Here is a 26,174-nt window from a genome sequence, read left to right as displayed (position 1 = left end):
CACCCGCATCGCCTCGATCCCCCGCCGGTAGGCCCCATCAAACCCCCACACAAACTTCAGGAACTCCACAAACTCCCCGTTCAACCGCTCACTGCAGCCAGCCGGCAAGTCCGCCCGCGGCCGCCGGCTCAACGACCGCAGGATCACCCGCTTAAGGCACACCCACCGCGGCGTATCCAGCCAGATGATCAAGTCCGCCCGCGGCAACCGCAGATCGAACGTACGCCGCGAATAGTTGCCCTCGCATACCCACGCCTCCCCCGCCACCGCCAGACGCACCTGATCACGGAACACCTCAGCCTCCGGCTCCACCCACCCCGGCGACCAGAACAACCGGTCCAAATGCACCACCGGCAACCCCAGGCGCTCGCCGATGGCCCGTGCCAGGGTCGATTTACCGCTGCCGGCATTGCCCAGTATCACGATGCGCTGCATATGCACTCCCTCGCTGCAAAAAAGCCGGCGAGTGTAACGCCGGGGCATGGCGCCGAACAGCGGCTGCCAGAAGCCGTTGCCCGCGAAATGCCGGGTGACGCCACACGGTTTTGCCACAGGACAGGATCAGCATAGAAGCCTTCGGCGGTGATCGCGGCACGACGTTATACTCCTCGCCCCTGCAACCCGGACCGGACCCCTTTCATGCGGCAAGCCCTGCTCATCGTCGACGTGCAATCCACCTTCAGCCCCTCGGAAAAGCTGGTGGACGGCATCCGCGCGCTGTCGGCGCACATCCCCACCGTCGCCTCGATCGAGCTGCACGACGAACAGGTCACCCCGTTCCAGCGCCAGCTCGGCTGGCACCCGGCCAGCGAAGACGTGGCGCTGGTCGAGGCCGACCAGGTGTTCGTCAAGCACGGCTACGGGCAAACCGCCGAGACCCTCGACTACCTCAAGGGCCTGGGCGTCGAGCGCGTGCTGGTGTGCGGCCTGCAGACCGAAACCTGCGTGCTGGCCGCAGGCTTCGCCCTGTTCGATGCAGGGCTGTGCCCGACCTTGATCACCGACCTCACCATGGGCTCGTCGCTGGACCGCTCCGGGCAGCTGGGCATCAGCCTGTGGCAACACCACTTCGGCCAGGTCACCACTGCCGCCGAAGTGATCGCCGGGCTCAAGGGCTGACCTGATACCCCCGCCCCTGCAGGCAACCACTGTAGGCGCTGGCCTGGGCCTCGCCCTGGCCGCGTCGGTCCTGGCGACGCTCCTGGCGTTGGCGCATGCCACCCACCGTGGCACCGGCGGCAGCCGTTTCGCCAGCGCGGTTCTGCCGGTATTGCTGCTTGGCGTCGTCGCTCATGCGGTCGTACACCTCATCATGCTGGTTGCCGCGCACCTGGGCACCCGCGGCGCCCGCCACCGCCCCGGCGGCGGCGCCCTTGACCCGGCCACCGACATGCGCGCTGCTGTTCGCCGAACTGCTGGCCACGCTATTGCAATCGGCCATGTCCTGCTGCATCTGCTGGCTGCTCTGGCCCTTGAGCGGCGTGACGGTCTGGGCCTGGACCGATGCCGCCAGCAGCAACAGCAGGCAGCCCCATGTGGCTGTTCGCATGCTCCACCTCCACTCGATTGAAGTGCCGACTGACAGGATAGGCGCGCCGGCACCCTGCAAGGGCCCCGGGTACCGACCTCTCGTCACCCTGAAATAAATTTAAATTGAATTTAAATTTAGACCCGAGCAAGCTCCGACCATGACCCACTCCCGGAGCCCGACCATGGCCACAGCCCCCCGCGAACCGCGCAAGGACGGTGAAGCCACCCGCACGCGCATTCTCGAAGCCGCCGGCGAGTTGTTCGCCGCCCAGGGTTTCGCCGAATCCAGCAACAAGGCGGTGGCCGCCAAGGCCGAAGTCGACCTGGCCTCGATCAACTACCACTTCGGCAGCCGCAATGGCCTGTACCTCGCGGTGCTCGACGAAGCGCGCCGGCGCTTCCTCGATATCAGCAACCTGCAGCGCATCCTCCAGGCACCTCAGCCGGCCGCCGACAAACTGCGGGCGCTGATCGAGCAGGTCGTGCACAAGGCCAGTTCAGGCCGGGGCAGCTGGCACCTGCGGGTGCTTGCTGCCGAACTGCTCACCCCCAGCAGCCATGGCCAGGCCTTGCAAGGCACCGCGCCGCAGAAGCTCATGCTGCTCAAGGGGCTGTTCAGCGAGATCAGCGGCCTCGCCCTCGACGACCCGGCCCTGACCCGCTGCATCCTCTGCGTCACCGCCCCCTGGGCGATGCTGTTGATCGGCCCACGTGGCGGCTCCACAGCGGTGCAGGAAATCCTCGGCATGCCCCCCGCCCAAGTCTGCGAGCAGCTGTACCGCTTTGCCCTCGCCGGCCTGCTGGACGCCGGCCAAGGTCGCTGAACCCTTGCCCATGCCAATCTCTCCTCGCCCAGGCCAACCCATGACAACTCCATCCGCTGCGCTCGAACGCGATGCCCACCCACCGATCCCCTTGCTGCTTGGCGCCCTGTTGCTGGTGATGTTCCTGGCCGCCCTGGACCAGACCATCGTCTCCACCGCTCTACCCACCATCGTCAGCGACCTGGGCGGGCTGCGCTGGTTGTCCTGGGTGGTCACCGCCTACCTGCTGGCCTCCACCGTGGTGGTACCGCTGTACGGCAAGTTCGGCGACCTCTATGGCCGCAAGCGCGTGCTACAGGTGGCCATCGTGCTGTTCCTGGTGGGCTCGGCACTGTGCGGGATGGCCCAGAACATGACCGAGCTGGTACTGCTGCGCGCCTTGCAGGGGTTGGGTGGCGGCGGGCTGATGGTGGTGGCGATGGCCGCCATCGGCGATGTGATCCCGCCCGCCGAGCGCGGCCGCTACCAGGGCCTGTTCGGCGGCGTGTTCGGCCTGGCCACGGTGGTCGGGCCGCTGATTGGTGGCTTTCTGGTCGAGCAGCTGTCGTGGCGCTGGATCTTCTACATCAACCTGCCCCTGGGCCTGCTGGCGCTGCTGGTGATCGGCGGGGTGTTCCGCCCGCACGTGGCGCGGGTGAAGCACGTGATCGACTACGTGGGTGCGTTCTTCCTCACCCTGACCCTGGCCTGCCTGGTGCTGATCACCAGCCTTGGCGGCAACCTGCTGGCGTGGGGCTCGCTCGACATCCTGTGCCTGTCGCTGTTCGCGCTGATCGGCCTGGTGGGCTTCATCCATGGACAGCGCCGCGCCGCCGAGCCGATCATGCCGCTGCACCTGTTCCGCCACCGCACCTTCGCCCTGGCCGGGCTGATCGGGTTCATCGTCGGCATGTCGCTGTTCGGCTCGGTGACCTTCCTGCCGCTGTACCTGCAGGTGGTGAAGAACGCCACGCCGACCAGCGCCGGCCTGCAGATGCTGCCGCTGATGGGCGGGCTGCTGGTGGTGTCGGCCATCACCGGGCGGCTGATCAGCCGCTGGGGGCGCTACCGGATGTTCCCGATCCTCGGCACCTTGCTGCAGGCGATTGCCCTGGCCCTGCTCAGCCGCCTCGACGAGCACACGCCGATGGCGGTGATGAACCTGTACATGGGCCTGCTGGGCGCAGGCCTGGGGATGGTGATGCAAGTGCTGGTGCTGGCCGTGCAGAACAGCGTCGAGCCGCGCCACATGGGCGTGGCCACCTCGGGGGCGACCCTGTTCCGCTCGATTGGCGGCGCCATCGGCGTGTCGGTGTTCGGCGCGCTGTTCTCCCATGCGCTGCTCGAACGCCTGGCGCAGGCGTTCCCGGCCGACACCCCGGCGCCGACCAGCCTGTCGCCCGAGCAGGTGCACGCCCTGGCCGCGCCCTTGCAGCAGGCCTACCTAGCCGCCTTCTCCGGGGCGATGCATGGGGTGTTCCTGGTGGCCTGCCTGGTCACCTGCCTGGCCTTCGCGCTGAGCTGGCTGCTGCGTGAAGTGCCGCTGCGCAAGGCGGTGGCCTGACCGCCGCCTACACATGACACCTGGTCATGCATGGCCTGACGATCGATCGTTTGTCCGGCCCCAGGGCGCTGCGTTCTAATGCGCCTGGCCAACACAGACGCGGCAACACGCCAGAGCAAACCTGCCAAATGCATGACTACACGCCCAAGACCTCAGGAAAGCGCCCATGATCCTCGGAAAAACGCTTGAAGCCTGGTGCCAGAGCCACCCACTGATCCGCGAGCTGGTGGCCTTGCAGCCGACCTGCTGGTTCAACCCCGGCATCGCCCCTGCCGCCCAGGCGCTGGAGGATGTTGGCCTGGACGCCACCGACGTTGCCGCCGCCAGCGCCCGGCTCGCGCGTTTCGCGCCCTACCTGGCCACGGTGTTCCCGGAAACGGCGGCCAGCGGCGGCATCATCGAGTCGCCGATCCGCCCGCTGCCCAGCCTGCAACACGCCCTACTCGCAGAGGCCGGCCTGCCGCCCAGCGGCGCGTTGTGGCTCAAGGCCGACAGCGAACTGCCGATCTCCGGCTCGATCAAGGCCCGCGGCGGTATACACGAAGTGCTCAAGCATGCCGAGGACCTGGCGCTGGCTGCCGGGCTGATCAACCTGGACAGCGACTACCGGGCGCTGGCCAGTGACCAAGCCCGGGCGTTCTTCGGGCAGTACAAGGTGGCCGTCGGCTCCACCGGCAACCTGGGCCTGTCCATCGGCATCATGAGCGCCAGGCTGGGTTTCCAGGCGACCGTGCACATGTCGGCCGATGCCCGCCAGTGGAAGAAGGACAAGCTGCGCGCCCACGGCGTGACGGTGGTCGAGTACGCCTCGGACTACAGCGTGGCGGTGGAGCAAGGGCGGCAACAAGCCGAGGCCGACCCGGCTTGCTATTTCGTCGATGACGAGAACTCGCCACACCTGTTCCTCGGCTACGCCGTGGCCGCCGAGCGCCTGGCCACGCAGTTCGCGCAGGCCGGTATCAGCGTGGATGCCGAACACCCGCTGTTCGTCTACCTGCCCTGTGGGGTGGGCGGCGGGCCTGGCGGCGTGGCGTTCGGCCTGAAGCTGGTGTTCGGCGACCATGTGCACTGCCTGTTCGCCGAACCGACCCATTCGCCCTGCATGCTGCTGGGGGTGTACACCGGGCTGCACGACGCGGTCAGCGTGCAGGACTTCGGCATCGACAACCTCACCGCCGCCGATGGCCTGGCGGTGGGCCGGCCTTCCGGATTCGTCGGCAAGGCCATGCAGCGGCTGATCGATGGCTACTACACCGTGACCGATGAAGAACTGTATCGCCTGCTGGCCCAGGCCCACGACCTGGAGCAGGCGCGCCTGGAACCCTCGGCGCTGGCCGGCGTGCCGGGCCTGCTGCAGGTGCTGGGCGCGACCGAGTACCTGGCGCGCAACGGGCTGACGCCAGCGCGCATGGCCAAGGCCACGCACCTGGTCTGGGGCACCGGCGGCAGCATGGTGCCTGCCGACGAATATGCCGCCTACCTCGCCAAAGCGCGAAGCTGAAGAGGAGCGCCCATGCCCGCCGCCCACCTGCTCGCGCCGAAACTCAATGGCGCGCACCTGGCCAACCTGCACACCTTCCTGGTGGCCGCCCGGCACCTGAGCTTTGCCCGGGCGGCGGACGAGCTGTGCCTGACCGCCAGCGCGGTGAGCCACCGGATCGGCCGGCTGGAACAGCAACTGGCGCTGAAACTGTTCCACCGCCTGCCGCGCAAGGTCACGCTGACCGAGGACGGCGAACGGGTTTTCCAGATCATGCAGCGCACCATGGATGCGCTGTCCGAGGCCGTGAGCGACCGCGCCCATGGCCAGGTGGCCGGGCAACTGACCTTGTATGTGCGGCCCTCGGTGGCGCAGTGCTGGCTGGTGCCACGGCTGGCCGAGTTCACGGTGCAGTACCCGGATATCCAGCTGGACATCCGCGTCGGCAACGAGAGCATCGACTACCGCACCCGCAAGGTCGACCTGGTGCTGTGCTATTCGCACGGGCATTACCCGGGGCTGGTCAGTACGCCGCTGATGGCGGAGCGGATTGCGCCGGTGTGCTCCCCTGAATACGCCCGGCGCCATGGGCTGCAGGACGGCATCCAGGGGTTGGATGCCTGTACCTTGCTGCACGATGTCGCGGCCTGGGACAACGCGGCGCACGATGCCGAGTGGCGCTCGTGGTTGCAGCGCATGGCGCTGGACACTTCTCTGCCGGAGCGCTTCCTCACCTTCGACCGTTCCGACCTGTGCACCCTGGCGGCGGTGAACCATGTGGGCATCGCCATTGGCCGTGAGCAGTTGGTCAAGGCACGGATCGCCAACGGCGAGCTGGTGCTGCCGTTTGGCGACTTCGTCGAGGCAGACCGCTGCGGCTATTACCTGGTGCACCCGCCCCACGAGCCGATGCCACGGCGGTTGCAGGTGCTGATCGAGTGGTTGCGGCAATCGGCCATGGGACGCGGCTGACAATCAAGCCCATCAGGGCTCGGCATTATCCTGTGACAGCAACTGTCTTGTTGTAGGAGATCCCCCAGCCCTACGGGCTGCGCTGTCGCGCAGGAAACATTGCCAGCCGCCGCACCGCGATCCCCTGTGGGAGCGGCTTCAGCCGCGAAGCAGACGACGCGGTGGATGGCACCGGCTCTGCCGGTGTTCGCGGCTAAAGCCGCTCCCACAGGGGTCGCGCAGGCTTTCTAGAACTTGACCAAGACAGTTGCTCCTACAACAAGCGCGTTCTCCCACCCGACCGCGAGGGCTCAGGCCTGTGCTTCGAACGCCGGGTGATAGCTCGCCTGGCCACTGGGTACCGGCCCGGCCAGGGCGAGGGCCTGGAAGTACTCCGCCGGCACACCGGGCAGCACCAGCGCCGGTTCGGCCTTGAAGCCGAAACGCCCGTAGTAGGCCGGATCACCCAGCACCACACAGCCTTGCCCACCCAGGCGCCGCAGCTCGGCCAATGCGGCCTGCATCAACGCCGTGCCAATGCCCTGGCCCTGGCGCGACGGCGCAACCGAAATCGGCCCCAGGCCATACCAACCGCTGGCCCCAGAGGTAATCGTCACCGGGGAAATGGCGACGTGGCCGACCAGCGCCCCACCCTCCTCGGCAACCAGCGACACCGTGAGCTGCCCAGCCTTGCGTAGCGCCGTGACGATGAACTGCTCGGTGTGGCTGCTGTGTTCGGCGTTGGCGAAGGCCGCCTCGGTCAGCTGGCTGATGGCGTCAATATCACCGGGCTGCTCGTCACGGATGTTGAGGTTCAGCTGCAGGTTGCTGCGGGTATCGGCGTCGATCAGCTGACGCAATGCTGCGAACAGCGGGGTGGCCGCCGTGTAGCGCTTGCCGTAGCTCAGGTTGAAGGCGTAGTCGAAATCCGGCGGGTTGCGGCCCTGGTTGTGCTGCAGCAGGGTTTCGAGCTTGTCGAGGGCCTTCACCGCCTGGGCTTCCGGCGAGGCTGCGGCTTCGTAGTCTTCCCACAGGGCCAGGAGCTCCGCCTGAAGCGGCGCGTCCAGGCTTGCCAGCAGCGTCTTCAGGTCGGTGCGTTCCTGCTCGCTCTTGTCCGGGAACGCATGCTTGCTGATGGCCGGGACATCGCCATGGATGGCTTCGCCCAGGTCATGGATCACACACATCCTCAGCACCTTGAGCAGGTCCAGGCCGGCCAGTTCGTCGGCGAAGGTCATGGCCATCAGGCACAGGCGCCAGGTGTGTTCGGCGGTGCTCTCGGCCCGCCCTGACGAGGTGTGCGCGCTTCTGAGCACGCTTTTGAGTTGCTCCGCCTGGCGCAGGAACTCCAGGCGGCCGTGCAGTTTGTCGATGTCCATGTGCTTACCCTCCAGATTGCAGCCAGGCACCATAAACCATGCGCGCCCGGACAGGTAGAGGGTGTTGCCGGCTCAGTGGGTCGGTGCCTTGCGCCAGGCGCAGAACACCGTGGCCAGCACGATCAGCGCCGCGCCCGCCGCCATGCGCAGCGACGGTTGCTCGCCGAACAACCACCAGGCGCAGGCGATGGCATACACCGGCTCCAGGGCGATGATCATGCCCGCCGTGCGCGCCTCCAGCCCATCAAGGCTTTTGACGAACAGGAACTGCGAAAGCCCCGTGCAGAACACCCCCAGCAGCGCCAGGTTGATCCAGTCCGATGAGCTCAGGCTGCTGGTCGCCAGGTGACTGAAGGCAAGCGGTGCCACAACGATCGCCACCACCACGTTTTGCCAGAACGACACCTGCAGGGCATTCATGCCCGCCGGGCGACGGCGGTTGGCCACCGCCAGCAAGGCAAACGCCAGGCCTGAGGCCAGGCCCCACAGCAGGCCGACGGTGCCGCTGTCGAGCAGGTCGAACGACGGCACCACCAGCACCAGGCCGGCCGTGACCATCAGCAGCAACAGGGTTTCGACCGCACCGATACGCTCGCGGAATACGGTCACGTCGATCAGCGCGATGAACGCCGGGAAGCTGGCAAAGCCAAGGGTCGCCACGGCCACACCACCCACTTTGACCGCCATGAAGAAGGTCAGCCAGTGGGCAGCGAGCAAGCCACCGGTCACGGCCAGCACCGGCAGGTTGCGCCACTTCAGCGCATCGAGCAGGCGCGTGCCCTTGAGCCCGGCGACGAAACCCAGGGCGATGAAGGCGAAGGTGGCGCGGCCGAAGGTGATCAGGCTGGCATCGGCCTCGATCAGTGCGCCAAGGATGCCGGTAAGGCCGAACAGCACGGCGGCGATATGGGCGACGAGCAACGCATTGCGGTGGCCGCCCGACGAATCGGCGGCAGAAACGGTGGTAGCGATCATGGCAGTCAAGTCTCACAAGCACGCGCGCACGCAGGCCGTCGACGGCAAGGCGCACGTAAGTGGTTTTTGGGCTTTCTAGTTATGCGTACCGCCGGTGGTCCGGGGCACGGGGCGCCGCAGCGTTGGAATTGTGAGACGAGGCTGCTTACTCGTAGGTGTCGCGCCAGCCAGCCCGTGGCGCAGGGTTGACCGATGGATCAATTATTCGGCTTTGGCGGTGGCGGGAGCAGATTGGCAAAGACGTGTGCTTGTCTGAATGCGACGCAGCAGAAGATAGGAAGCGACAACACGGTTGTATAGCGCATACAAGCTCATGTTTGGGCAAAGCTGCGCAAGCACATAATCACAGCACTCAGCTAGGACGCTACTGGCAGAAATGTCAGTTGTGCAAACTGGCCCTGTCATTAAAGTGGGAGCTGCAAGTCAGGTGGTGATCAGGAAGACTAAGGGCTGTTTACCCTGAGACCGGACTGCACCACCTGGCTTGCTCTATTTTTGGAAAGGGTCATGAGCAACCTCATGGTTTCAGCACAGTGGGACAAACTGTTGGACTAGGTTTTCGTGCCCGCTGCAAGGTCGTCGCTACAGGACTAGGGGCGTATACCGGACCCCCGCAATGCAAAAAGGGCCGCGACGCGGCCCTTTCGGATCTACAGGCAGGCGATGTATCAGCCTTGCAACCCAGCCGCCTTCGCCCGCGCTGCATGCAGCTTCTTGTAGCTCTCCACCAGGCGCAGGTGGCGGTCCAGGCCTTCGAGCTTCATGCTGGTCGGCGTCAGGCCGTGGAAGCGCACGCTGCCATCCACCGAGCCCAGCACCGCGTCCATGCGCTCGTTGCCGAACATGCGGCGCAAGTTGTGCTCGTAGTCTTCCATCTCCAGCTCGTCATCCAGCACCACTTCCAGCACCACGTTCAGCGCCTGGTAGAACAGCCCGCGCTCGACGGTGTTGTCGTTGAACTGCAGGAACATTTCCACCAGTTCCTTGGCCTCGTCGAAGCGCTGCACCGCCAGGTTGATCAGCAGTTTCAGCTCGAGGATGGTCAGCTGGCCCCACACCGTGTTGTCGTCGAACTCCACGCCGATCAGCGTGGTGATGGTGGTGTAGTCATCCACCTCGGCGTTGTCCAGGCGCTTGAGCAGCAGCTTCAGCGAACGGCTGTCGAGCTGGTGCAGGTTGAGAATATCGGCACGGAAATTCAGCGCGCGGTTGGTGTTGTCCCAGATCAGGTCCTCGACCGGGTAGATCTCCGAGTAGCCCGGTACCAGGATGCGGCAAGCGGTGGCGCCGAGGTCGTCGTACACGGCCATGTACACCTGCTTGTCCAGGTCCTGGAGGATGCCGAACAGGGTCTCGGCTTCCTGTACGTTGGAATCCTCGCCATGGCCGCTGAAGTCCCACTCGACGAATTCGTAGTCGGGCTTGGCGCCGAAGAAGCGCCACGACACCACGCCGCTGGAGTCGATGAAGTGCTCGACGAAGTTGTTCGGCTCGGTCAACGCCAGGCTGTCGAAGGTCGGCTGTGGCAGGTCGTTGAGGCCTTCGAAGCTGCGGCCCTGCAGCAGTTCGGTAAGGCTGCGCTCCAGCGCCACTTCGAAGCTTGGGTGGGCGCCGAACGAGGCGAATACACCGCCGGTACGCGGGTTCATCAGGGTCACGCACATCACCGGGAATTCACCACCAAGGGATGCGTCCTTGACCAGCACCGGGAAGCCCTGCTCCTCCAGCCCCTGGATACCGGCGACGATGCCCGGGTACTTGGCCAGCACCTCCTGCGGCACGTCCGGCAGGCACAGCTCGTCTTCGAGGATCTCGCGCTTGACCGCCCGCTCGAAGATCTCCGACAGGCACTGCACCTGGGCTTCGGCCAGGGTGTTGCCGGCGCTCATGCCGTTGCTCAGGTACAGGTTCTCGATCAGGTTGGACGGGAAGTACACCGTCTCACCGTCGGACTGGCGCACGAACGGCAGCGAGCAGATGCCGCGCTCTTTGTTGCCCGAGTTGGTGTCGTACAGGTGCGAACCGCGCAGCTCGCCGTCCGGGTTGAAGATTTCCAGGCAGTATTCGTCGAGGATCTCTTGCGGCAGCGCATCCTTGGGCCCGGGCTTGAACCACTGCTCGTTGGGGTAATGCACGAACGGCGCGTTGGCGATGTCCTCACCCCAGAACTGGTCGTTGTAGAAGAAGTTGCAGTTCAGGCGCTCGATGAACTCGCCCAGCGCCGAGGCCAGCGCGGCTTCCTTGGTGGCGCCCTTGCCGTTGGTGAAGCACATCGGCGACTGCGCGTCGCGCACGTGCAGCGACCAGACGTTGGGCACGATGTTGCGCCACGAGGCGATCTCGATCTTCATCCCCAGGTTGGCGAGGATCGCCGACATGTTGGCGATGGTCTGCTCCAGTGGCAGGTCCTTGCCGGGGATGTAGGTGGTGCTGTCCGACACCGGCATCAGCAGCGCCTGGGCGTCGGCATCGAGGTTGTCGACCTGTTCGATGATGAATTCGGGGCCGGTCTGCACCACTTTCTTCACGGTGCAGCGGTCGATGGAGCGCAGGATGCCCTGGCGGTCCTTTTCGCTGATGTCTTCGGGCAGCTCGACCTGGATCTTGAAGATCTGGTTGTAGCGGTTCTCCGGGTCGACGATGTTGTTCTGCGACAGGCGGATGTTCTCGGTGGGGATGTCGCGGGTCTGGCAGTACAGCTTGACGAAGTACGCCGCGCACAGCGCCGAGGAGGCCAAAAAGTAGTCGAACGGCCCCGGGGCCGAGCCATCGCCTTTGTAGCGGATCGGCTGGTCGGCGATCACCGTGAAGTCGTCGAACTTGGCTTCGAGACGGAGGTTGTCGAGAAAATTGACCTTGATTTCCATGCGAGGGGGTACCAGGAAGCGGGGCGGAAAATGGCGGGTATTATCCGGGATTCGGCGGCGAATGTCTTGGCATGCCGCCGGGTGACCCGTAACGGGCCGCCCGGCCGTCCGCTCATGGGGTTTTGCGCAGGCCCATGTGTGCGTCATCCATCAGGGCCTTGGCCATGTCGCCGAGAAAATACCCGGCCCAGACCAGCACCGGGTCGTTTTCCATCACGCCGATGAAAGACGCCCGGCGGGCGCTGTCCAGCAGCTCCGAGGCCTGTTCAATGGCGTGGTCGGCGCAGTTGCCGGGCTCTACGCGGAACAGCCGCTTGCCCTCGCCCACGCCTGCGATGCAGGTAGCGGAGCCGACGGTGTAGCCGAGTTTGCCGATGCCTTCGGGTAAGTCGTTGTCCATATGAAGTCCTCGAGAAGGGTTCGAATACCGGCGCTCAGTGCAGCGTGTGCTCGCTGGGGTGGGCCCTGCGCTGCAACTGCGCCAGCGCGCATTCCACCAGGGTGCGCAGGGCGTCGAGTTCGTGCATCACGGTCATCAGCATGATCGTGGCCGGGGAGCGAGGCAGGTAGGTGATGGACTGATGGGCCACGGCCAGGCCGCACAGGGCGTGCTCCATGGCTTCGACCAGGGTGTCTTCGAGGTATTGGGGGATATCGGGGGAATGGGGTGGGTCGGGGACGATTTTGAGCATCGCGGCAGTCTCTAGTTGTGCTTATCGGACCGCCACCTGGCCACTTGCAGGTGAAAAGGTGGCGGCTACGTACGGGCCTGCAAGACCGGGGCAACTAGAGAAAGCCCGGTTGACCCGAAAGTCACCCGTACGCAGCCACCATAAAGCGCAGTCAGATGCCAGAAGCCGAAGACTGATGGTGTTGCTGATCTAGTTGTCCCGCACGGGCTTGCAGACCCGGCCGCTGAATTTGCAGCGGCTGGGCGAGACTAGACCTCAGTTCGATGGCGCAAAAGCCGTGGAAGCATGCTTCGGAAAGGGCCTACGCGGAATAGGGAACATCTGATTCATTCATGTAGGAAGGAGGCCGCCAGCGCGCACCGAGATTCTCCGCCATGCCACCAAGGCGGATATCTGTGAAACACCAGGAATAACTGGCCCGAAACAGATGTGGGAGCTGGCTTGCCAGCGATGCGCCGCGCGGGCGGCGCTCGATCTTGAGGGTGCTGCACCTCTATCGCCATGCACCTAGAGGCCCACATGCGATCCCAAGACAGGCGCTTGGGCAACACACGGTTGGCCCTGGGAAATCAAGATTCGGTAATGGCCGCCAGGTGCATGGCGTGATATTGGGTGAGGGCCACTATGTGCCTGCCGGTACTCTTGCAGCGCCTATGAAATCGAGCGCCGCCCGCGCGGCGCATCGCTGGCAAGCCAGCTCCCACATCTGTTTCGGGCCAGTTACTCCTGCAAGCTCTTCACTGTCCGCCTTGTTGGTCCGACTCGACTTCGAGGTGCGCGCTGAAAACGCTGCGTCAGACTCAAGATATGCACAAGGGCGGGCAGCAGCACTCCTGCGAAAGAGGCAACGCCTGCCCCCTACTCCGCCCGAAAACTCCACACAATCTCCACCACCCGCGAAGCCAGCACCAGATACAACACACACAAGATCACCTGCAACACCGTGTGATAAGGCAACTTGGCCAACCGATGCAAGGTATCGCTGACATTGAGCAGCAACAGCAACGCCGACACCAGGATCAACCCCCACCCGGTCAGGCTCGACACCCACAGCCCCAGCAGTATCTGCTGGTTGCCATGAATAGCCTCGGTCCCCGCCGCAAACAGCAACGCGCACACCAGCAGGTTCTTGAAGTTGTCGAAGACCTTGGTGCTCAGGTCGGCCTCAAGCAAGTCGAGGTACTTTCGCCACAGCCTGCGCATGGGCCGCGCTCCCGATTCAGCGGTTATAGCGAATGACGATGCCCTTCAACTTGCGCCCCTCGATAGAGCGGATATCGCGGTCCCACAACGGCCCGCTGACATAGGCGGCCACCGGCTGGATGCGGTCGTACACCACCACCACGGCATCGCCACCAATACCGGCCGCCTCGCTGCGCAACTTCTGCTCGATCTCACTGACCGAGGCAGAAGCATCGGTGCCAGCATCGACCACGATCTCGCCCAGACGCACATGGGGTCGGGTCGGTTCGCTGCGCAGGATCTCCACGTTGCCGGGTAGGGTCGGCGCCGGGTGCGGTGCGCCTACATATTCGGTGGTGCGGGCGTCGATGCTGCTGCAGGCGGTGAGGGCCAGGGCCAATGCGCCCAGCAGCATGGCGGGGACGAAGCGATGCTTGAACATCCGTGATTCTCCTTGGGGAGCGTGAGGGTCGCCAGGAAGAAGGATGGTTGAGAAATGCCTGATGGCAAGTGCAAGTTCCTGTTGCGGGGCCGTGAGCATCAACGTGAGAGCGGCGATGTGCCGAAGCGACTTACCCAGCTCGTCAACGACCAGCGTGTCAACAGCGCGAGGCCAGCGGTCGCCCGGTTTGGCCTTGAGTTAAAAGCTATGGCATAAATTGCCATCGCTGAAGTTTTCAGGAATATGCCATGGCTACGCACAACGTCGTTGTACCGAATCCGATGGAGCAATCCATCGACGACCTGGTCAAGACTGGCCGATACCAGAATTTCAGCGAGGTTGTTCGCGCGGGCCTGCGCATGCTTCTTGAGCAGGAAGCGGCGGAAGCAGCAAAGTTGGAAGCCCTGCGTAATGCGACCTCAATTGGCCTGATGCAGCTCGACAGCGGGGAATTCGAAGAAGTCGATCCGTCGCAACTGCAGGACTATCTCGAAGCCTTGGGCCAGCAGGCAAGCAGGGGCTGATGAGCAGGCTTGCACTACGAATCTCGCATCAGGCGCAGGGCGATATCCTGGATATCCTTCGCTACACCGAAAGGACGTTTGGTGAAGGCGCGCGCCATCGCTATCAGCAGTTGCTTCAAGCAGCGCTGAATGCGCTGCTGGAAGATCCCGAGCGACTAGGTAGCAAGGCCCGCAGCGACATTTTTCCGGGGCTGATAAGCCTGCATCTTTACCATTGCCGATCGGCAGTCGCGTCTCACCGCGTGATCAAGCCAAGGCACATCGTTCTCCATCGCCTCGTGACCAACCAGGCTCTTGAAATCGTGCGCATTTTGCACAATGCGATGGAGATCTCCCGGCACCCTCCAGCCTCGGATCAGCCATAGTAGCCATTGCCTTCAAATACCGCTCAAGCCACCCTCGCCCGCTGCCCCTCCCGCACCACCTGCGCCAAGCGCCGCAACCCCTCCTGCAACTGCCCCGGCGCCACATGGCTGAAGTTCAGCCGCAGATGCCCATGGTGCCGGTCCGGCTCGGGAAAGAACGGCTCGCCCGGCATGAACGCCACATCCACCGCCAGCGCAGCCTGCAGCAAGGTGCGGGTATCCAACGGCTGCTTGAGGGTCAACCAGAAGAACAGCCCGCCCTCGGGCTGCTGCCAATCGGCAAGGTCGGCGAAGTGCGTTTGCAGCGCGGCCTGGAAGGCGTCGCGGCGCTCGCGGTAGTAGTCCCGCAGGGTCGCCAGGTGCTGCTGGTGCTGCTGGTGCTGCTCGCTGCCCAGCCATGGGATCACCGGTAGCGAGGCGTGGGGGAAATAAGTCAAACTGCTTGACCGAAATTACGACGCCCCTTACGGATAAGTCAACATGCTTGACCTTAAGAACTCAACCTCACAGCAACAGGCCATGGAAGCGTTCTTCTTCGGCTGCCAGGCGTTCACCGCCAAGGCTGACGAGATGCTCGAACGCCGAGGCCTGGGGCGTGTGCACCAGCGGATCGTGTTTTTCATCGCCCGTTACCCGAACCTGAGCGTCAAGGAACTGCTGGCCGTGCTCGGGGTGAGCAAGCAAGCGCTGAACATGCCACTGCGCCAGCTGATGGAAATGCGTTTGGTGGACAGCCTGGCGTCCGAGGCCGACAAACGCATGCGCCTGCTGCAACTGACCGAAGAAGGCGCGCGCCTGGAACAGGCCCTGCGCCGCGAGCAGGTGAAGCTGCTGGAGCGGGTGTTCGCCGAAGCCGGGGAAGCGGCGGTCAATGGCTGGCTGGCGGTCAACCTGGCACTGGCCGGGAACCCACAATGAGCGAAACCTACCAGGGCAGCTGCCTGTGCGCTGCGATCCGCTATGAGCTGCTGGCCCGGCCCAAAGCGGTGACCCACTGCCATTGCAGCCAATGCCGCAAGGGCCATGGCGCGGCCTTCGCCAGTTACGCCAGCGTGCCACGCAGCGCGTTGCGCCTGCACAGCGGTGCCGAGGCGCTCAAGGCCTACCCCTCCTCCACCGACGTGCTGCGCCAGTTCTGCACGCACTGCGGCACCAGCCTGTTCTGGTCGCGCAGCCAGGGGCCGTTCAGCGACTGGGTATCAGTGACGCTGGGTACCCTGGATACGCCGTTCGTGCCGGGCAAGCAGCAACACACCCACCTGGACTGCAAAGCACCTTGGTTGACGCTTTCGGATGTGCTGCCTGCCGGTTAAGGATGGACAGCACAGCAACGATTGATCCGACGGCTATGCTCTGCTTAGCCCGTCAATGGAGCGCACAGGACACAGCATGGGACTTTTCGACCGTTTGTTCGGCGGCCGTTTCACCCAGCCGCCACCGGATGAGCCGACGCTCAGCGACGCTGCGATCATGCGCGAGCTGCACCCCTACCGCCCAGGCCTCAAGGCCTTCAGCCAGGCCCTGCTGGCGCACCTGCCCGAGCAGGAGCGCGCCCGGCTGGTCAGGCGGGTGCTGCGTATCTACGGCCAGGGCGAGGAGCCGGCCAGCGCACTGAGCCAGGCCTTGCTGGCCCCGGACCAGGTCAAGGCACTCGATCAGCTGGCGCTGTTGGCGGTGGACTGGAACGGCTTCGACAGCTTCGAGTACCTGGCGCCCTGCCTGGTCAAAGCCAGCGGTGTGAGCGAGGCCTACGTCTACCGGCACGACGGCATGCAGAGCATGGCCCAGGCGTTGAGCGGCTTCGATCATTGGCTGGCGGGCCAGGGCAAACGCTTCCTGCAACTGGACACCGGCGGCGACGAGTATGTGGGCTGCATCGTCGCGGCCGACCAGGTCGACAGCATGATCGAACTGGCGCAGCAGGCCGGCATCGAGGCTGGCCTGGAAAGCTTCTGAACGCGGCGTCAGTCGTTCGCCTGGCGTTTGGCGTTCTTCTTGAGGATGGCCTTCATCCGGGTGGCGGCGCGCTGTACCGTCGCCATCTTTTCCGGGCGTTTCATGCCGCGCCATTTGCGGATTTCTTCGCGGGTGCGGCCACAGCTCACGCACAGCTCGCTGTTGAGCTGGCACAGCGAGACGCAGGGGTTGTCGATGTCTTTGGCCATGGGTTGCTCCGATCGCGGGCGCGCATCATACAGCAGGCATCGGCAGGTGGATCAGCTCAATCCTGACTACGCTGCTGTACAGCCTGCCCACCCGCCAAGGAGCCTCGCATGCCTCTGGTTCGTATCGATATCAAGCGCAACCCCGACCCCAGCCACCTGCCGAGGATCGGCCAGGTGGTCTACGCCGCGTTGAAAAGCACCATAAATGTGCCCGACCACGACAACTTCCAGGTCTTGACCGAGCACGAACCTGACCGCCTGGTGAACGACCCGCAATACCTGGGTATCCAGCGCTCGGACGGCCAGGTGTTCATCCAGATCACCCTCAGCGAAGGGCGCACCGTCGAGCAGAAGAAGGCGCTGTACCTGGCCATTGCCGAAGGGCTCAACCAGCAGGCGGGGGTGCGCCTTGAGGATGTGTTCATCAACCTGGTCGAGGTGCGCAAGGAGAACTGGTCGTTTGGTCTTGGGATCGCGCAATACGCTCTGTGAGTGTGTCGGGCTTTGCGTTCACCGACGCCAAGCCCTGCATCATCACCCGGCAATCCAGACCATTGTCTGCACCGTGATCTGCGGATGACTCTCCAGGGCTTCCCATTCGTCCAGGAATGCAAAGCCTTGCTTCAGGTAAAAACTCGCAGCTCGCGTATTTTCTGGCGAGACATCCAGGAAGACCCGGTCATACCCGCACTGCAACGCCCGGGCCTTGACCGCCTCGACCAGGCCGGCCGCCGCACCGCTGCCGCGTGCAGCAGGGTCGACCCACATGCCGATCAGGTTGAAGCGCCCCGCATCGCTGACCGCTGCCCCGACCATCCCCAGCGGCTCGTCGCCAAGCACGGCCAACCAGAACGCAGTGCCCGTCGATGAGGCGCGTTTCTGCCACTGTTCATCGGTGTAGCGGGCAGCGGTCTGGTAACTCACGCCAAAGGCTGTGGGGGTATCCACAAGCGCGGCCAGCCGCACCTGCTTCAAGCGCTGCCAATCCTGCATCGTCGTCAGGCGAATTTCCATTCCCGCTCGGCCCTCTACACGACGCTTCTCATAACGCACATCCCGGTCATCCACCGCCTCGACACAGGTCCACCCCAACCGCCGGTAAAAGCCATTCGCCCGAATGTCTGCATGGCCGTCGGTGGTCAGGTGGATCTGCTCATGGCGCTGAAATAGCGCGTGTTCCGCCTGCTTCAACAGCAAGCGCCCCAAACCCTTGCCTTCGTGCTGCGGGCGCACGAACAGGGCGAACACCTCCCCTTGTTCGTGATCGACCATGACAAACCCGGCAGCCTGCTGGCACCATTCTGCAATCCAGGCACAAGGGCCACTGCCGATGGCATCGGCGAGTGCAGCCGCCGTGATGCCCATTTCATGCAGTTGCTCACGGGAGAGGTGGTTCTGGTTCACGCTGGTACGGATATCGAACAGCAACTCGATATCACTGGCCGAAGCCTGCCGAAGAGTGGCGGTCATCTGTAAACGTCCCTGTCGATGCGATGAAGCCGGCAGCATAGCAACTCATTTCGCCGCCACGTATGGCGTCCCGGCGTGTCTTATCGATTGCACTGATGATGACTATCGAAGGCCCCGCCTGTCGGGTTGGCAAAACCGACTCTTATAATCGCCTCCCAATTGCCTCCCGCTCCACGCGCCTGCGTTCAGGCGACCTTCCCCCATGGAACCCAATACCATGCCAAGCAGCAGCCAGGCCCCTCAGGGCCGTCCTGAACATGATCAACAAAGCGTCATCCAGCAGTGGCTGGCGATTCTCTCGGTCGCCGTAGGCGCCTTCGCCCTGGTGACCAGCGAGTTTCTCCCGGTGGGCGTACTCAACGACGTCGCCAGCGACCTGGGCATCAGCGCCGGCCAGGCCGGCCTGATGGTGACCCTGCCCGGCATCATGGCCGCCCTCGCCGCCCCCCTGTTGTCCGTGGGCATCGGCGCCCTGGACCGCCGCTACCTGCTGGTTGGCCTGACCCTGGTCATGATCATCGCCAACACGGTCGTGGCCTACGCCAGCGACTTCAGCCTGCTGCTGCTCGGCCGTGTGCTGCTGGGCATCAGCATCGGTGGCTTCTGGGCTACCGCCATTGCCCTCAGCGGCCGCCTGGCGCCCAAGGGCGTGGGCGTGGCCCAGGCCACCTCGATCATCATGGTCGGTGTCACCCTGGCTACCGTCCTGGGCGTGCCTGTCGGCACCTGGTTGAGCGGCCTGATGGGCTGGCGCATGACCTTCCTGGCCACCGCGCTGGTGGGCGTACCGGTGCTGCTGGCGCAGATCTTCCTGCTGCCGCGGCTCAACCCGGACCGGGCCATCCGTGTCAGTGACCTGCCGGCCCTGTTCATCAACCCACAGGCACGGGTGGGCTTGATCGCGGTATTGCTGATTGGCCTGGCGCACTTTGCCGCGTACACCTATGTCGCGCCGTTCTTCAAACAGAGTGCCGGCTTCGATGGGCCGACCATTGGCTCGTTGCTGCTGCTCTATGGCGTGGCCGGGGTGCTGGGCAACCTGTTTGCCGGTTTCGCCGCCAACCGCAGCGTGCGTCACACGCTGATGCTGGTGGCACTGATGATTGCCGTGAGCACCGCGCTGTTCCCCTACTTCGCCACCGGCATGACCGGCGCGGCAATGCTGATCGCGCTCTGGGGCTTCGCCTTCGGCGCCTTCCCGGCCTGCGCCAGCATCTGGATGTTCGTGGTGGCGCCCAAGGATGTCGAACGCGGCATGCCGCTGTTCGTCGCCATGTTCCAGGTGATCATTGCGCTGGGCTCGTTCTTTGGCGGGCGCATCGTCGACCAGCTGGGCAGCTCGGTGCTGTTGAGCCTGGCCACGGCCCTGGTGGGCTGCGGTTTCGTCACGGTGCTGGTGCTGGGGCGCAACGTCAGCAACAGCCTGGCGCCCCAGCCCTGCTGAAGAGGTTGATGCGGTTTGCCTGGACGGGGTTTGAATCCAGGCTTTAATGTTCACGTTCAAGGATCACAACATCAACTTCGACGCCCTTGGAGGGTGGATACGCCCAGTGGCGGATTCAAGTGCCATGCACGCGTCTGATCAAGGAAGAGACGACATTGAAAACCGTATTCGGCGCGCTGTTGCTGGCGTGCCTGACGACTACCGCAATAGCCGGCGACAACGCCATGGGCTTCCACGCCTCCAGGCTGGCGGATCCGCACAGTGACCGCGCACTGGAGATGGTGGTCTGGTACCCAAGTACGTCTACCGCCGCCACGCAGCTGATCGGCGACAATGCGGTGTTTGTCGGTGCTCCTGCCATTGCTGACGCGCCGCCCGCTGCCGGCGAACATCCGCTGGTGGTGCTGTCCCACGGCTACCGGGGTAACTGGAGCAACCAGATCTGGCTGGCCAGTGCCTTGGCCCACAAAGGCTATATCGTCGCCGCGATCAATCACCCTGGCAGCACGACCCATGACCGCAGCCCACAAGCAGCCGCGCAACTGTGGCAGCGGCCCGTTGATCTGCGCCGGGCCATCGACGGGGTTATCGCTCAACCTGAAAAATTCGGCGCGGTCGCCGCTGGCCGAATTGCAGTGGTGGGCCATTCGCTCGGCGGTTGGACCGCCTTGGAGATCGCCGGGGCGCGTTTTGATCCAGAGCACTTTGCGCAGGACTGCATCGCTCATCCACAGTTATCCAGTTGTACCGTCTATGCACAGATGAAACCCGCTGACACCTCGGAATTGAAGACCGCACTGGGCGCCGATTGGCGCGATGAACGTGTCACGGCCGTTGTCACCCTGGACCTGGGCCTTTCCCGGGGGCTGACCGATCAAAGCCTGGCCACGCTGCCGGTACCCGCCCTGGTGATCGCGGCGGGCGTACCGTCGCGTGAACTTCCCGCTGAACTGGAGTCGGCCCACCTGGCCAAACGCCTGCCTGCCGCATCCAGCCGTTACGTCGAGATCAGTGACGCCAGCCATTTCACGTTCATGTCGATGTGCAAACCAGGCGCCCAATCAGCGCTTGAAGCAGAAGTACCTGGCGATGGCATTATTTGCCGGGATGGCGATAACGGTCGTGAACGAGATGTCATTCAGCAGCAGGTTTCATCGCTGATCGCAGCTTTTCTGCAGCAATCACCTGGCTACAAGCCAGACAACTTGCTCATTCAGAGCTCCGCCAGGTAGCGCACCTAGGCTCGCTAAAGGCGGCATAAGATCGCAAAGGCTCACCGCTCAGCGAGGATGAGGCCCTTGAGATTCGAGATAATGCAACCGCGATCGCAGTGCCCTTCAGTGCTGCCTTTGCATTGGAGAAAGAGCGGGTTATGAAGACATCGCAACTCATGCAGTTCGTAAAATATCACGCGGCTGGCAATGACTATCTCGTCTACCACGACAATACCCCATTCGATTGCTGTACCCAGGCTATCTCCGTGATATGCGACCGGCATAGAGGGCTGGGCAGTGACGGCATCCTGGTTCCTGTCGTCGAGCCAGGAAAGATGCTCTCAGTGCAGATTTTCAACACCGATGGCTCCGAGGCGGAAAAGAGTGGCAACGGCTTGCGAATCCTATGTCGCTACTTTTGGGATCAGGGCATCGTTTCGCACGAACCCTTCGAGTTGATAACCAAAGGCGGCAAGGTTCATTGCCGGGTGCTCGACGACGGCCGACGCATTTCCATCGCCATGGGCATGGCGACATTCCCCGAGACCGAACGACACTCAATGGAAGTCGATGGCATTCGCCTGCACCTGAACCTTGTGTCGATGGGCAACCCGCATTGCGTGGTGTTTGTCGACCAGGCGACTGAGGCACTTGCACGCAAGCTCGGGCCAACCATTGAGCAGTTGCCTCTCTTCCCAAACAGAACCAATGTTCAATTCGTGAACGTTGTCGATCGCCGAAACCTGATGGTGCAGATCTGGGAGCGTGGCGTGGGCTACACCCTATCTTCAGGCACCAGCAGCTGTGCCGCTGCGGCAGTCGCACGACGACTCGGGTTCGTTGAGGATCAGGTGACAGTGCACATGCCTGGCGGTCAAATCACCATCGAACTCGATCAGCAGAACAACGTACTCATGCAGGGCCCGGTGTGCAAAGTTGGGCGGTACTGGTTGGATCAGGAGTGTTTGACCCAGATCGGCTGAATGCGCTTGCCCTAGGTAGCAGGGGAGCGCTTTCGAGCCGAAGCGGACCTCGATCCCGTCAGTAGCCAGTGCCGGCAATCGGTGTGCAAACATTCAAGCCCCCCCTAGAAGAGCGCTCATGTAAACAACGCCCACCGCTGGCGTACCATCGTCACGTCGACAGAACGGAGCATGCAAAGGTGAATGGACAAGACAAAAGGATCGTTGTCATTGGCGCTGGCATCATGGGGGCAGCAGTGGCTTATCACCTGGCACGCAAAGGCGCGAAGGTCACTGTGGTCGAGGCTGAAGGTATAGCGTCGGGGGTGACTGGCCGATCATTCGCCTGGATCAATACCTCAACCTGCGAATCCGACCCGATCGCACAACTGCGTGCTGCCGCAATCGTGGCGTATCGTCAACTCGAGACCGAGCTGCCGGGCTTGACAGTGCGATGGACGGGCGCGTTGTCCTACAGCGAGATGCCGAGTGCAGCGCCGTCAGCTGCAAGTAATCCGCCTGTGGCTAACAGGTGCTCACGCTCGCAGATCCTGGACCTTGAGCCCAATCTCAAGCATCCGCCTGAGTTCGCTTCCTATGCGCCAGCAGAAGGCGCGCTGGACCCCGTGGCCGCTACGCATGCATTAATCGCGGGTGCCCAGGCCCATGGCGCGAGCCTACTCACTCGAACACCAGTTCTAGGCCTTGTGATCCAGCATGCAAAGGTGAGCGCTGTTGAAACAGCAATGGGCATCATCGATGCCGATACTGTCGTCGTGGCAGCTGGGACAGGCATAACGAAGCTGACGGACAGGCTGGGAATGTCGCTTCCAATCGAGGCCTCACCTGCCCTTCTCATCCGCTACAAGACACAGCCCGACCTGGTGCGAACACTGATCTCCAGCCCTGCAATGGAAGTGAGGCAAACAGCGGAGGGCGTCTTGCTGGCAGCAGAAGATTACCTGGACGACGCCGTAGAAAATCAGCCGAAAGCGATTGCGCTACGAACAGCCAAGGCGATTCAAAACGAGCTCCATGGAGTGACTTCAATAGAGCCGGAGTGGGCTGGAATCGGGCTCAGACCCATGCCTGCGGATGGTATTCCCATCATCGGTTACCTGCCCAAAGTGGGTGGCGTCTATGTGTGTGCAGTGCACCCTGGTATCACCTTGGCGGCGATAGTGGGGCGGCTCACCAGCGAGGAGATCATCGATGGCGAAGTCTCCAGTGCTCTGGGTCCCTGTCGGCCAGATCGTTTCTTAGCGCGATAGTGGTGCGGGTTGTGATGCCACTGTTGCCCCACGGCAGACACCTGGATAGTGGGGCCGCTTCGCGGCACCCAACAGGTCAACCAGCCCCGCTCGCCTGGCTACCCCCCGTTCCTGCAGCGCTCACTCCACAACCAAGGTTTCAGGTTCAGGCCTGACCTTCAGCCACAAGCCGAAGGTCTTGACCACCTCAACCACCGGCCGCAGTCGCTCGCCATCGGGGCTCAGGCAATACTCCACGCGCGGGGGTACCTCGGGATAGACGGTTCGCTCGACCAGCCCCGCCTCTTCCAGTGCCCGCAGTTCCAGCGTCAGTACACGCTGCGAAATGTGCGGCATGTCCCTGCGCAGTTGGTTGAAGCGCTTGCTGCCGTCGAGCAGGTAGGACACCAGCAGCAAACGCCAGCGCCCACCGAGCAGGCGCATCGCTTCTTCGATCGAACAGCCCGAAACATTCTTCTTCATTGCCGGCTTCCAAGTAACCTTTTTGTGCCCCAGCCACAAAAAAGTGCGTTCTTACGCGTTGAGCGGAACTGGAGAATACTGGCCATCCTTTACCACCAGGACCCTCCCCATGAAACTCTACTTCGCCCCACAAGCCTGCTCTCTGGCCCCCCACATCATCCTGCGCGAACTGGCGCTGCCGTTCAGGCTGATCCGGGTGAACAACCAGAGCAAGCGCACTGCCGATGGCCGTGACTTCTACCAGATCAACCCAAAGGGCTACGTGGCCGCGCTGGAGCTGGCCGACGGCACCGTCCTGACCGAGGGCGCGGCAATTCTACAGTACCTTGCCGACCTGCGCCCCGAGGCCGGTCTGGCCCCAGCCAATGGCACCCTGCAACGCACCCAACTGCAAGCCCAACTGAACTTCATCGGCAGTGAGCTGCATGCCGGGATGAGCCCGTTGTTCCATCAAGAGATTCCGGAGCCTGTGAAGCTACTGCTGCGCGAGCGATTGGGCCGACGCCTGGGCTACATGGAACACGTGCTGGCCAGCCAGGGCCATGCGTACGGTGATCAGTTCAGCATCGCCGACGCTTACTTGTTCACCGTGCTGGGCTGGTCGGAACACCTGCGCATTGACCTGGGCGCCTTCCCCGCCATCCGCCGCTTTCGCGAAAGCGTCGGTGAGCGAACCGCTGTCATCGAGGCGCTGCAGGCAGAAGCTGAATCCGCTCCGGTGCTCTAGGCTGGGTTATGCTCCCCCCTCAGCCAGGGGAGTATCACGATGCAACTCACGTTCAGCCACGTGGATGTACTGGTCAACCAGCTCGAAGCGGCCTGCGCCTACTACCAGCAGATCCTCGGCGCCGAGATCTCCACCACCCAGGTGTGGCAACGCGGCGGCCTGCACGTGCGCTACGCCATCGCCCGCATGGGCCAGGAGCGGTTCATGCTGGTGCAGCCGCTGGCGGGCAACCTCAAGGTGCTGCTGGACGAGCACGGTGAAGGCATGATCTACCGCCATTGCTACTCGACCCCGGACATCGAAGCGGCCTATGACCAACTGGTGGCCAACGGTGTGCAGCCCGAGAACGAGAACGGCCAGCCGCTGGCACGCGGCGACCTGCAATCGCCGGCCGGGGCGCGGATCATCTGGCTGCCCAAGCGCTTTGGGCATTTCTCCATCGAGATCATCGAGGCGCAGGCGTTGGAGGCGTTCGTCGAGGCGGCGTTTGCCTGACTGGGCTAATCAGCCCGGCAATCTTGCCCTCTAGGAGATCCCCCAGCCCTGCGGGCTGCGCTGTCGCGCAGGGAACATTGCCAGTACCCGCACCGCTCCCACAGCGACCTCGTTGAATCAGAGACTTACGATTTGTTCCATGAGAGCGGCTCAGGCCGGGCCGACCAATATCAATCCAATATCCGCAACTGCTGACCTCGCTAGCTGTCACGAAAATCAGATTAAAGCCCTTCCTTGTAGTCCATTTCCCAAACATACTCCTGCCGCCTTTTTTCCATTGCGGTCGCTCAGGCTGCCCCCTAGTCTCGGCGAGTCGTTGCACATCAACGACATAGCTTTGACAGGCTGTGACGGTAAATAGCGTGCGGTTTGCCGTTATGGCAGCTGTACGTGCGGGCACGTTCGCGTGCGCCGGAACTTTGCTATTTCCGCCGGTCTGTCAACCCACGTACAGCTGCCACCCTTCTGTTTGACAGCAGGCAGGTGGCGGCACCTGCAAGGTAAATAGCTATGTTGAAGATCGTCCCCGATCCACCCCACAACCATCACTCCCTCGAAGACACCCTCATCCAGGCCACCGAGTACGCCCTGTGCGCGCACGCTGTGGCGCATCAGGCCATTTCCATTCAGCCCAAGTCGCCCGCGTCGATTCTGATCATGGCGCTGATGCATGAGATCGAAGCGCTGCGGGTGCTGCTCGAGTCGGCGTTGATTCAGGTGCAGATGCCGCAGATGGAGCGTCAGGCGCTCCACTAGGCCGTTGGTCATGTGTCGCCTGGGATGACGCTATCGCGGGGCAAGTCGCATCGGCGCACCGCCGCTCCCACGCAACTCCCCGCCCGCAGGGTTATGCCTGCATCCGTGGGAGCGGGCTTGACCCGCGATAGGACCCGCCCAGGCACCGATCATTTCAGGGAGAGTGAGCCATGAACACAGACGACACCACGCCCCGCACCACTGTGGGCAAGACCAAGTTCTACCAAGGCGAAGGAATGACCGACCCGCTGTTCTGCATCGAGCCCGGCATCCCCTGCCAGCATGCGCGGGACCAGGCCTCGGAGCTGATGGGCTGCGTGCGGGACCTGACCATTGCCGGGATCATGGAGGAAAAGCCGCAACTGCTGAGGGCGTCGTACTACCTGAGTGCGCTGGCCAAGGCGCTGATGGATGATGCAGAGCTGGGCATGAAGCACTGAGGGTGGGCTACCTG

31 protein-coding genes and 3 pseudogenes are annotated in these 26,174 nt (G+C 63.5%); 19 read left to right on the top strand and 15 right to left on the bottom strand.

The window, feature by feature from the left end; translation table 11 throughout:
• On the bottom strand, positions 1-435 hold a 435-nt coding region (locus L6D77_RS11065), incomplete at its 3' end, for a P-loop NTPase family protein (RefSeq protein WP_236170046.1).
• Positions 436-639: 204 nt separating this feature from the next.
• On the opposite strand from L6D77_RS11065, the gene L6D77_RS11060 reads away from it, so the two are divergent.
• Positions 640-1,119, top strand: coding sequence for an isochorismatase family protein (locus tag L6D77_RS11060; protein ID WP_232885387.1), 480 nt, complete (start codon positions 640-642; stop codon positions 1,117-1,119).
• Here the strand turns inward: L6D77_RS11060 and L6D77_RS11055 are convergent.
• On the bottom strand, positions 1,109-1,549 hold the full coding sequence (locus L6D77_RS11055) for a YMGG-like glycine zipper-containing protein (RefSeq protein ID WP_232885386.1): 441 nt from the start codon (positions 1,547-1,549) through the stop codon (positions 1,109-1,111). The two genes, L6D77_RS11060 and L6D77_RS11055, sit on opposite strands and share 11 nt — an antisense overlap.
• Positions 1,550-1,712: 163 nt before the next feature.
• On the opposite strand from L6D77_RS11055, the gene L6D77_RS11050 reads away from it, so the two are divergent.
• From L6D77_RS11050 to dsdC, 4 genes are all read left to right on the top strand, one after another.
• On the top strand, positions 1,713-2,354 hold the full coding sequence (locus L6D77_RS11050; protein WP_232885385.1) for a TetR/AcrR family transcriptional regulator: 642 nt from the start codon (positions 1,713-1,715) through the stop codon (positions 2,352-2,354).
• 40 nt (positions 2,355-2,394) lie between these two features.
• Positions 2,395-3,897, top strand: coding sequence for an MDR family MFS transporter (locus L6D77_RS11045; RefSeq protein ID WP_232885384.1), 1,503 nt, complete (start codon positions 2,395-2,397; stop codon positions 3,895-3,897).
• A 166-nt stretch (positions 3,898-4,063) separates the two neighbouring features.
• Positions 4,064-5,398: a D-serine ammonia-lyase gene (locus L6D77_RS11040; RefSeq protein WP_232885383.1), complete on the top strand. Its 1,335-nt coding sequence runs from the start codon at positions 4,064-4,066 to the stop codon at positions 5,396-5,398.
• Between the two features lie 12 nt (positions 5,399-5,410).
• Positions 5,411-6,349: a DNA-binding transcriptional regulator DsdC gene (gene dsdC / locus L6D77_RS11035; protein ID WP_232885382.1), complete on the top strand. Its 939-nt coding sequence runs from the start codon at positions 5,411-5,413 to the stop codon at positions 6,347-6,349.
• A 290-nt stretch (positions 6,350-6,639) separates the two neighbouring features.
• Here the strand turns inward: dsdC and L6D77_RS11030 are convergent, their stop codons facing one another.
• The 8 genes and pseudogenes from L6D77_RS11030 to L6D77_RS10995 form a co-directional block, all read right to left on the bottom strand.
• Positions 6,640-7,146: a GNAT family N-acetyltransferase gene (locus tag L6D77_RS11030; protein WP_232885390.1), complete on the bottom strand. Its 507-nt coding sequence runs from the start codon at positions 7,144-7,146 to the stop codon at positions 6,640-6,642.
• Positions 7,147-7,707: pseudogene (locus L6D77_RS11025) on the bottom strand (HD domain-containing protein); the annotation flags it as partial.
• Positions 7,708-7,779: 72 nt separating this feature from the next.
• Entirely contained in the window at positions 7,780-8,682 is a 903-nt protein-coding gene (locus L6D77_RS11020; protein WP_232885381.1) for a DMT family transporter, read from the bottom strand.
• Positions 8,683-9,350: 668 nt separating this feature from the next.
• Positions 9,351-11,549 (bottom strand): OsmC domain/YcaO domain-containing protein, encoded by a 2,199-nt coding sequence (locus L6D77_RS11015; RefSeq protein WP_232885380.1) that lies wholly within the window; start codon positions 11,547-11,549, stop codon positions 9,351-9,353.
• A gap of 112 nt (positions 11,550-11,661) precedes the next feature.
• Positions 11,662-11,949: a DUF3077 domain-containing protein gene (locus tag L6D77_RS11010; RefSeq protein WP_232885379.1), complete on the bottom strand. Its 288-nt coding sequence runs from the start codon at positions 11,947-11,949 to the stop codon at positions 11,662-11,664.
• 34 nt (positions 11,950-11,983) lie between these two features.
• Entirely contained in the window at positions 11,984-12,241 is a 258-nt protein-coding gene (locus L6D77_RS11005; RefSeq protein ID WP_232885378.1) for a hypothetical protein, read from the bottom strand.
• An 858-nt stretch (positions 12,242-13,099) separates the two neighbouring features.
• Complete coding sequence (locus tag L6D77_RS11000) at positions 13,100-13,444, bottom strand: hypothetical protein (RefSeq protein ID WP_232885377.1); 345 nt, start codon at positions 13,442-13,444, stop codon at positions 13,100-13,102.
• Positions 13,445-13,460: 16 nt separating this feature from the next.
• On the bottom strand, positions 13,461-13,865 hold the full coding sequence (locus tag L6D77_RS10995) for a hypothetical protein (RefSeq protein WP_232885376.1): 405 nt from the start codon (positions 13,863-13,865) through the stop codon (positions 13,461-13,463).
• Between the two features lie 248 nt (positions 13,866-14,113).
• On the opposite strand from L6D77_RS10995, the gene L6D77_RS10990 reads away from it, so the two are divergent.
• Both L6D77_RS10990 and L6D77_RS10985 read left to right on the top strand, forming a co-directional pair.
• Entirely contained in the window at positions 14,114-14,389 is a 276-nt protein-coding gene (locus tag L6D77_RS10990; RefSeq protein WP_232885375.1) for a type II toxin-antitoxin system ParD family antitoxin, read from the top strand.
• Positions 14,389-14,754 carry a type II toxin-antitoxin system RelE/ParE family toxin gene (locus L6D77_RS10985; protein WP_232885374.1) on the top strand — a complete coding sequence of 122 codons (366 nt, stop codon included), beginning with the start codon at positions 14,389-14,391 and terminating at the stop codon, positions 14,752-14,754. Before L6D77_RS10990 ends, L6D77_RS10985 begins: the two co-directional genes overlap by 1 nt.
• 23 nt (positions 14,755-14,777) lie before the next feature.
• Here the strand turns inward: L6D77_RS10985 and L6D77_RS10980 are convergent.
• Positions 14,778-15,152: pseudogene (locus tag L6D77_RS10980) on the bottom strand (aminotransferase class I/II-fold pyridoxal phosphate-dependent enzyme); the annotation flags it as partial.
• An 82-nt stretch (positions 15,153-15,234) separates the two neighbouring features.
• Between L6D77_RS10980 and L6D77_RS10975 the strand changes: the two are divergent.
• The 3 genes from L6D77_RS10975 (at position 15,235) to L6D77_RS10965 (ending at position 16,710) form a co-directional block, all read left to right on the top strand.
• Complete coding sequence (locus tag L6D77_RS10975) at positions 15,235-15,672, top strand: MarR family transcriptional regulator (protein ID WP_232885373.1); 438 nt, start codon at positions 15,235-15,237, stop codon at positions 15,670-15,672.
• Entirely contained in the window at positions 15,669-16,067 is a 399-nt protein-coding gene (locus L6D77_RS10970; RefSeq protein ID WP_232885372.1) for a GFA family protein, read from the top strand. The genes L6D77_RS10975 and L6D77_RS10970 overlap by 4 nt, the downstream gene beginning before the upstream one ends.
• Before the next feature lie 76 nt (positions 16,068-16,143).
• A complete protein-coding gene (locus L6D77_RS10965; protein ID WP_232885371.1) occupies positions 16,144-16,710 on the top strand; it encodes a DUF6630 family protein in 567 nt (188 codons plus the stop codon).
• A gap of 8 nt (positions 16,711-16,718) precedes the next feature.
• Here the strand turns inward: L6D77_RS10965 and L6D77_RS10960 are convergent, their stop codons facing one another.
• Positions 16,719-16,919 (bottom strand): DUF1289 domain-containing protein, encoded by a 201-nt coding sequence (locus tag L6D77_RS10960; RefSeq protein WP_232885370.1) that lies wholly within the window; start codon positions 16,917-16,919, stop codon positions 16,719-16,721.
• A gap of 108 nt (positions 16,920-17,027) precedes the next feature.
• On the opposite strand from L6D77_RS10960, the gene L6D77_RS10955 reads away from it, so the two are divergent.
• Positions 17,028-17,411, top strand: coding sequence for a tautomerase family protein (locus L6D77_RS10955; protein WP_232885369.1), 384 nt, complete (start codon positions 17,028-17,030; stop codon positions 17,409-17,411).
• Between the two features lie 42 nt (positions 17,412-17,453).
• Here the strand turns inward: L6D77_RS10955 and L6D77_RS10950 are convergent, their stop codons facing one another.
• The gene (locus L6D77_RS10950; RefSeq protein ID WP_232885389.1) at positions 17,454-17,933 is read right to left on the bottom strand and encodes a GNAT family N-acetyltransferase; all 480 of its coding nucleotides are present in this window, start codon (positions 17,931-17,933) and stop codon (positions 17,454-17,456) included.
• 18 nt (positions 17,934-17,951) lie between these two features.
• Positions 17,952-18,389 (bottom strand): annotated as a pseudogene (locus L6D77_RS10945) (GNAT family N-acetyltransferase); the annotation flags it as partial.
• Between the two features lie 217 nt (positions 18,390-18,606).
• Between L6D77_RS10945 and L6D77_RS10940 the strand changes: the two are divergent.
• The 4 genes from L6D77_RS10940 (at position 18,607) to L6D77_RS10925 (ending at position 23,280) form a co-directional block, all read left to right on the top strand.
• On the top strand, positions 18,607-19,833 hold the full coding sequence (locus tag L6D77_RS10940) for an MFS transporter (protein WP_232885368.1): 1,227 nt from the start codon (positions 18,607-18,609) through the stop codon (positions 19,831-19,833).
• A gap of 155 nt (positions 19,834-19,988) precedes the next feature.
• Positions 19,989-21,065 (top strand): alpha/beta hydrolase family protein, encoded by a 1,077-nt coding sequence (locus L6D77_RS10935; protein WP_232885367.1) that lies wholly within the window; start codon positions 19,989-19,991, stop codon positions 21,063-21,065.
• A 140-nt stretch (positions 21,066-21,205) separates the two neighbouring features.
• Complete coding sequence (gene dapF / locus L6D77_RS10930; RefSeq protein WP_232885366.1) at positions 21,206-22,030, top strand: diaminopimelate epimerase; 825 nt, start codon at positions 21,206-21,208, stop codon at positions 22,028-22,030.
• 68 nt (positions 22,031-22,098) lie between these two features.
• Positions 22,099-23,280, top strand: a complete 1,182-nt coding sequence (locus L6D77_RS10925) for an NAD(P)/FAD-dependent oxidoreductase (protein WP_309295654.1) — start codon at positions 22,099-22,101, stop codon at positions 23,278-23,280.
• Positions 23,281-23,400: 120 nt separating this feature from the next.
• Here the strand turns inward: L6D77_RS10925 and L6D77_RS10920 are convergent, their stop codons facing one another.
• Positions 23,401-23,742: a winged helix-turn-helix transcriptional regulator gene (locus L6D77_RS10920; protein WP_232885364.1), complete on the bottom strand. Its 342-nt coding sequence runs from the start codon at positions 23,740-23,742 to the stop codon at positions 23,401-23,403.
• 109 nt (positions 23,743-23,851) lie between these two features.
• Between L6D77_RS10920 and gstA the strand changes: the two genes are divergently transcribed.
• The 4 genes from gstA to L6D77_RS10900 all read left to right on the top strand — a co-directional run bounded on the left by gstA (position 23,852) and on the right by L6D77_RS10900 (position 26,160).
• A complete protein-coding gene (gene gstA, locus L6D77_RS10915) occupies positions 23,852-24,469 on the top strand; it encodes a glutathione transferase GstA (RefSeq protein ID WP_232885363.1) in 618 nt (205 codons plus the stop codon).
• Positions 24,470-24,508: 39 nt separating this feature from the next.
• Entirely contained in the window at positions 24,509-24,964 is a 456-nt protein-coding gene (locus tag L6D77_RS10910; protein WP_232885362.1) for a VOC family protein, read from the top strand.
• A 510-nt stretch (positions 24,965-25,474) separates the two neighbouring features.
• On the top strand, positions 25,475-25,720 hold the full coding sequence (locus tag L6D77_RS10905; protein WP_232885361.1) for a hypothetical protein: 246 nt from the start codon (positions 25,475-25,477) through the stop codon (positions 25,718-25,720).
• Positions 25,721-25,890: 170 nt separating this feature from the next.
• Entirely contained in the window at positions 25,891-26,160 is a 270-nt protein-coding gene (locus tag L6D77_RS10900; RefSeq protein ID WP_232885360.1) for a DUF3077 domain-containing protein, read from the top strand.
• Positions 26,161-26,174: the final 14 nt, after the last annotated feature.

It is taken from the genome of Pseudomonas parasichuanensis (genome assembly GCF_021601385.1).
Lineage (GTDB): Bacteria > Pseudomonadota > Gammaproteobacteria > Pseudomonadales > Pseudomonadaceae > Aquipseudomonas > Aquipseudomonas parasichuanensis.
The sequence above is the reverse complement of the archived record's forward strand: the minus strand, read 5'-3'. Positions and strand labels throughout refer to the sequence as shown.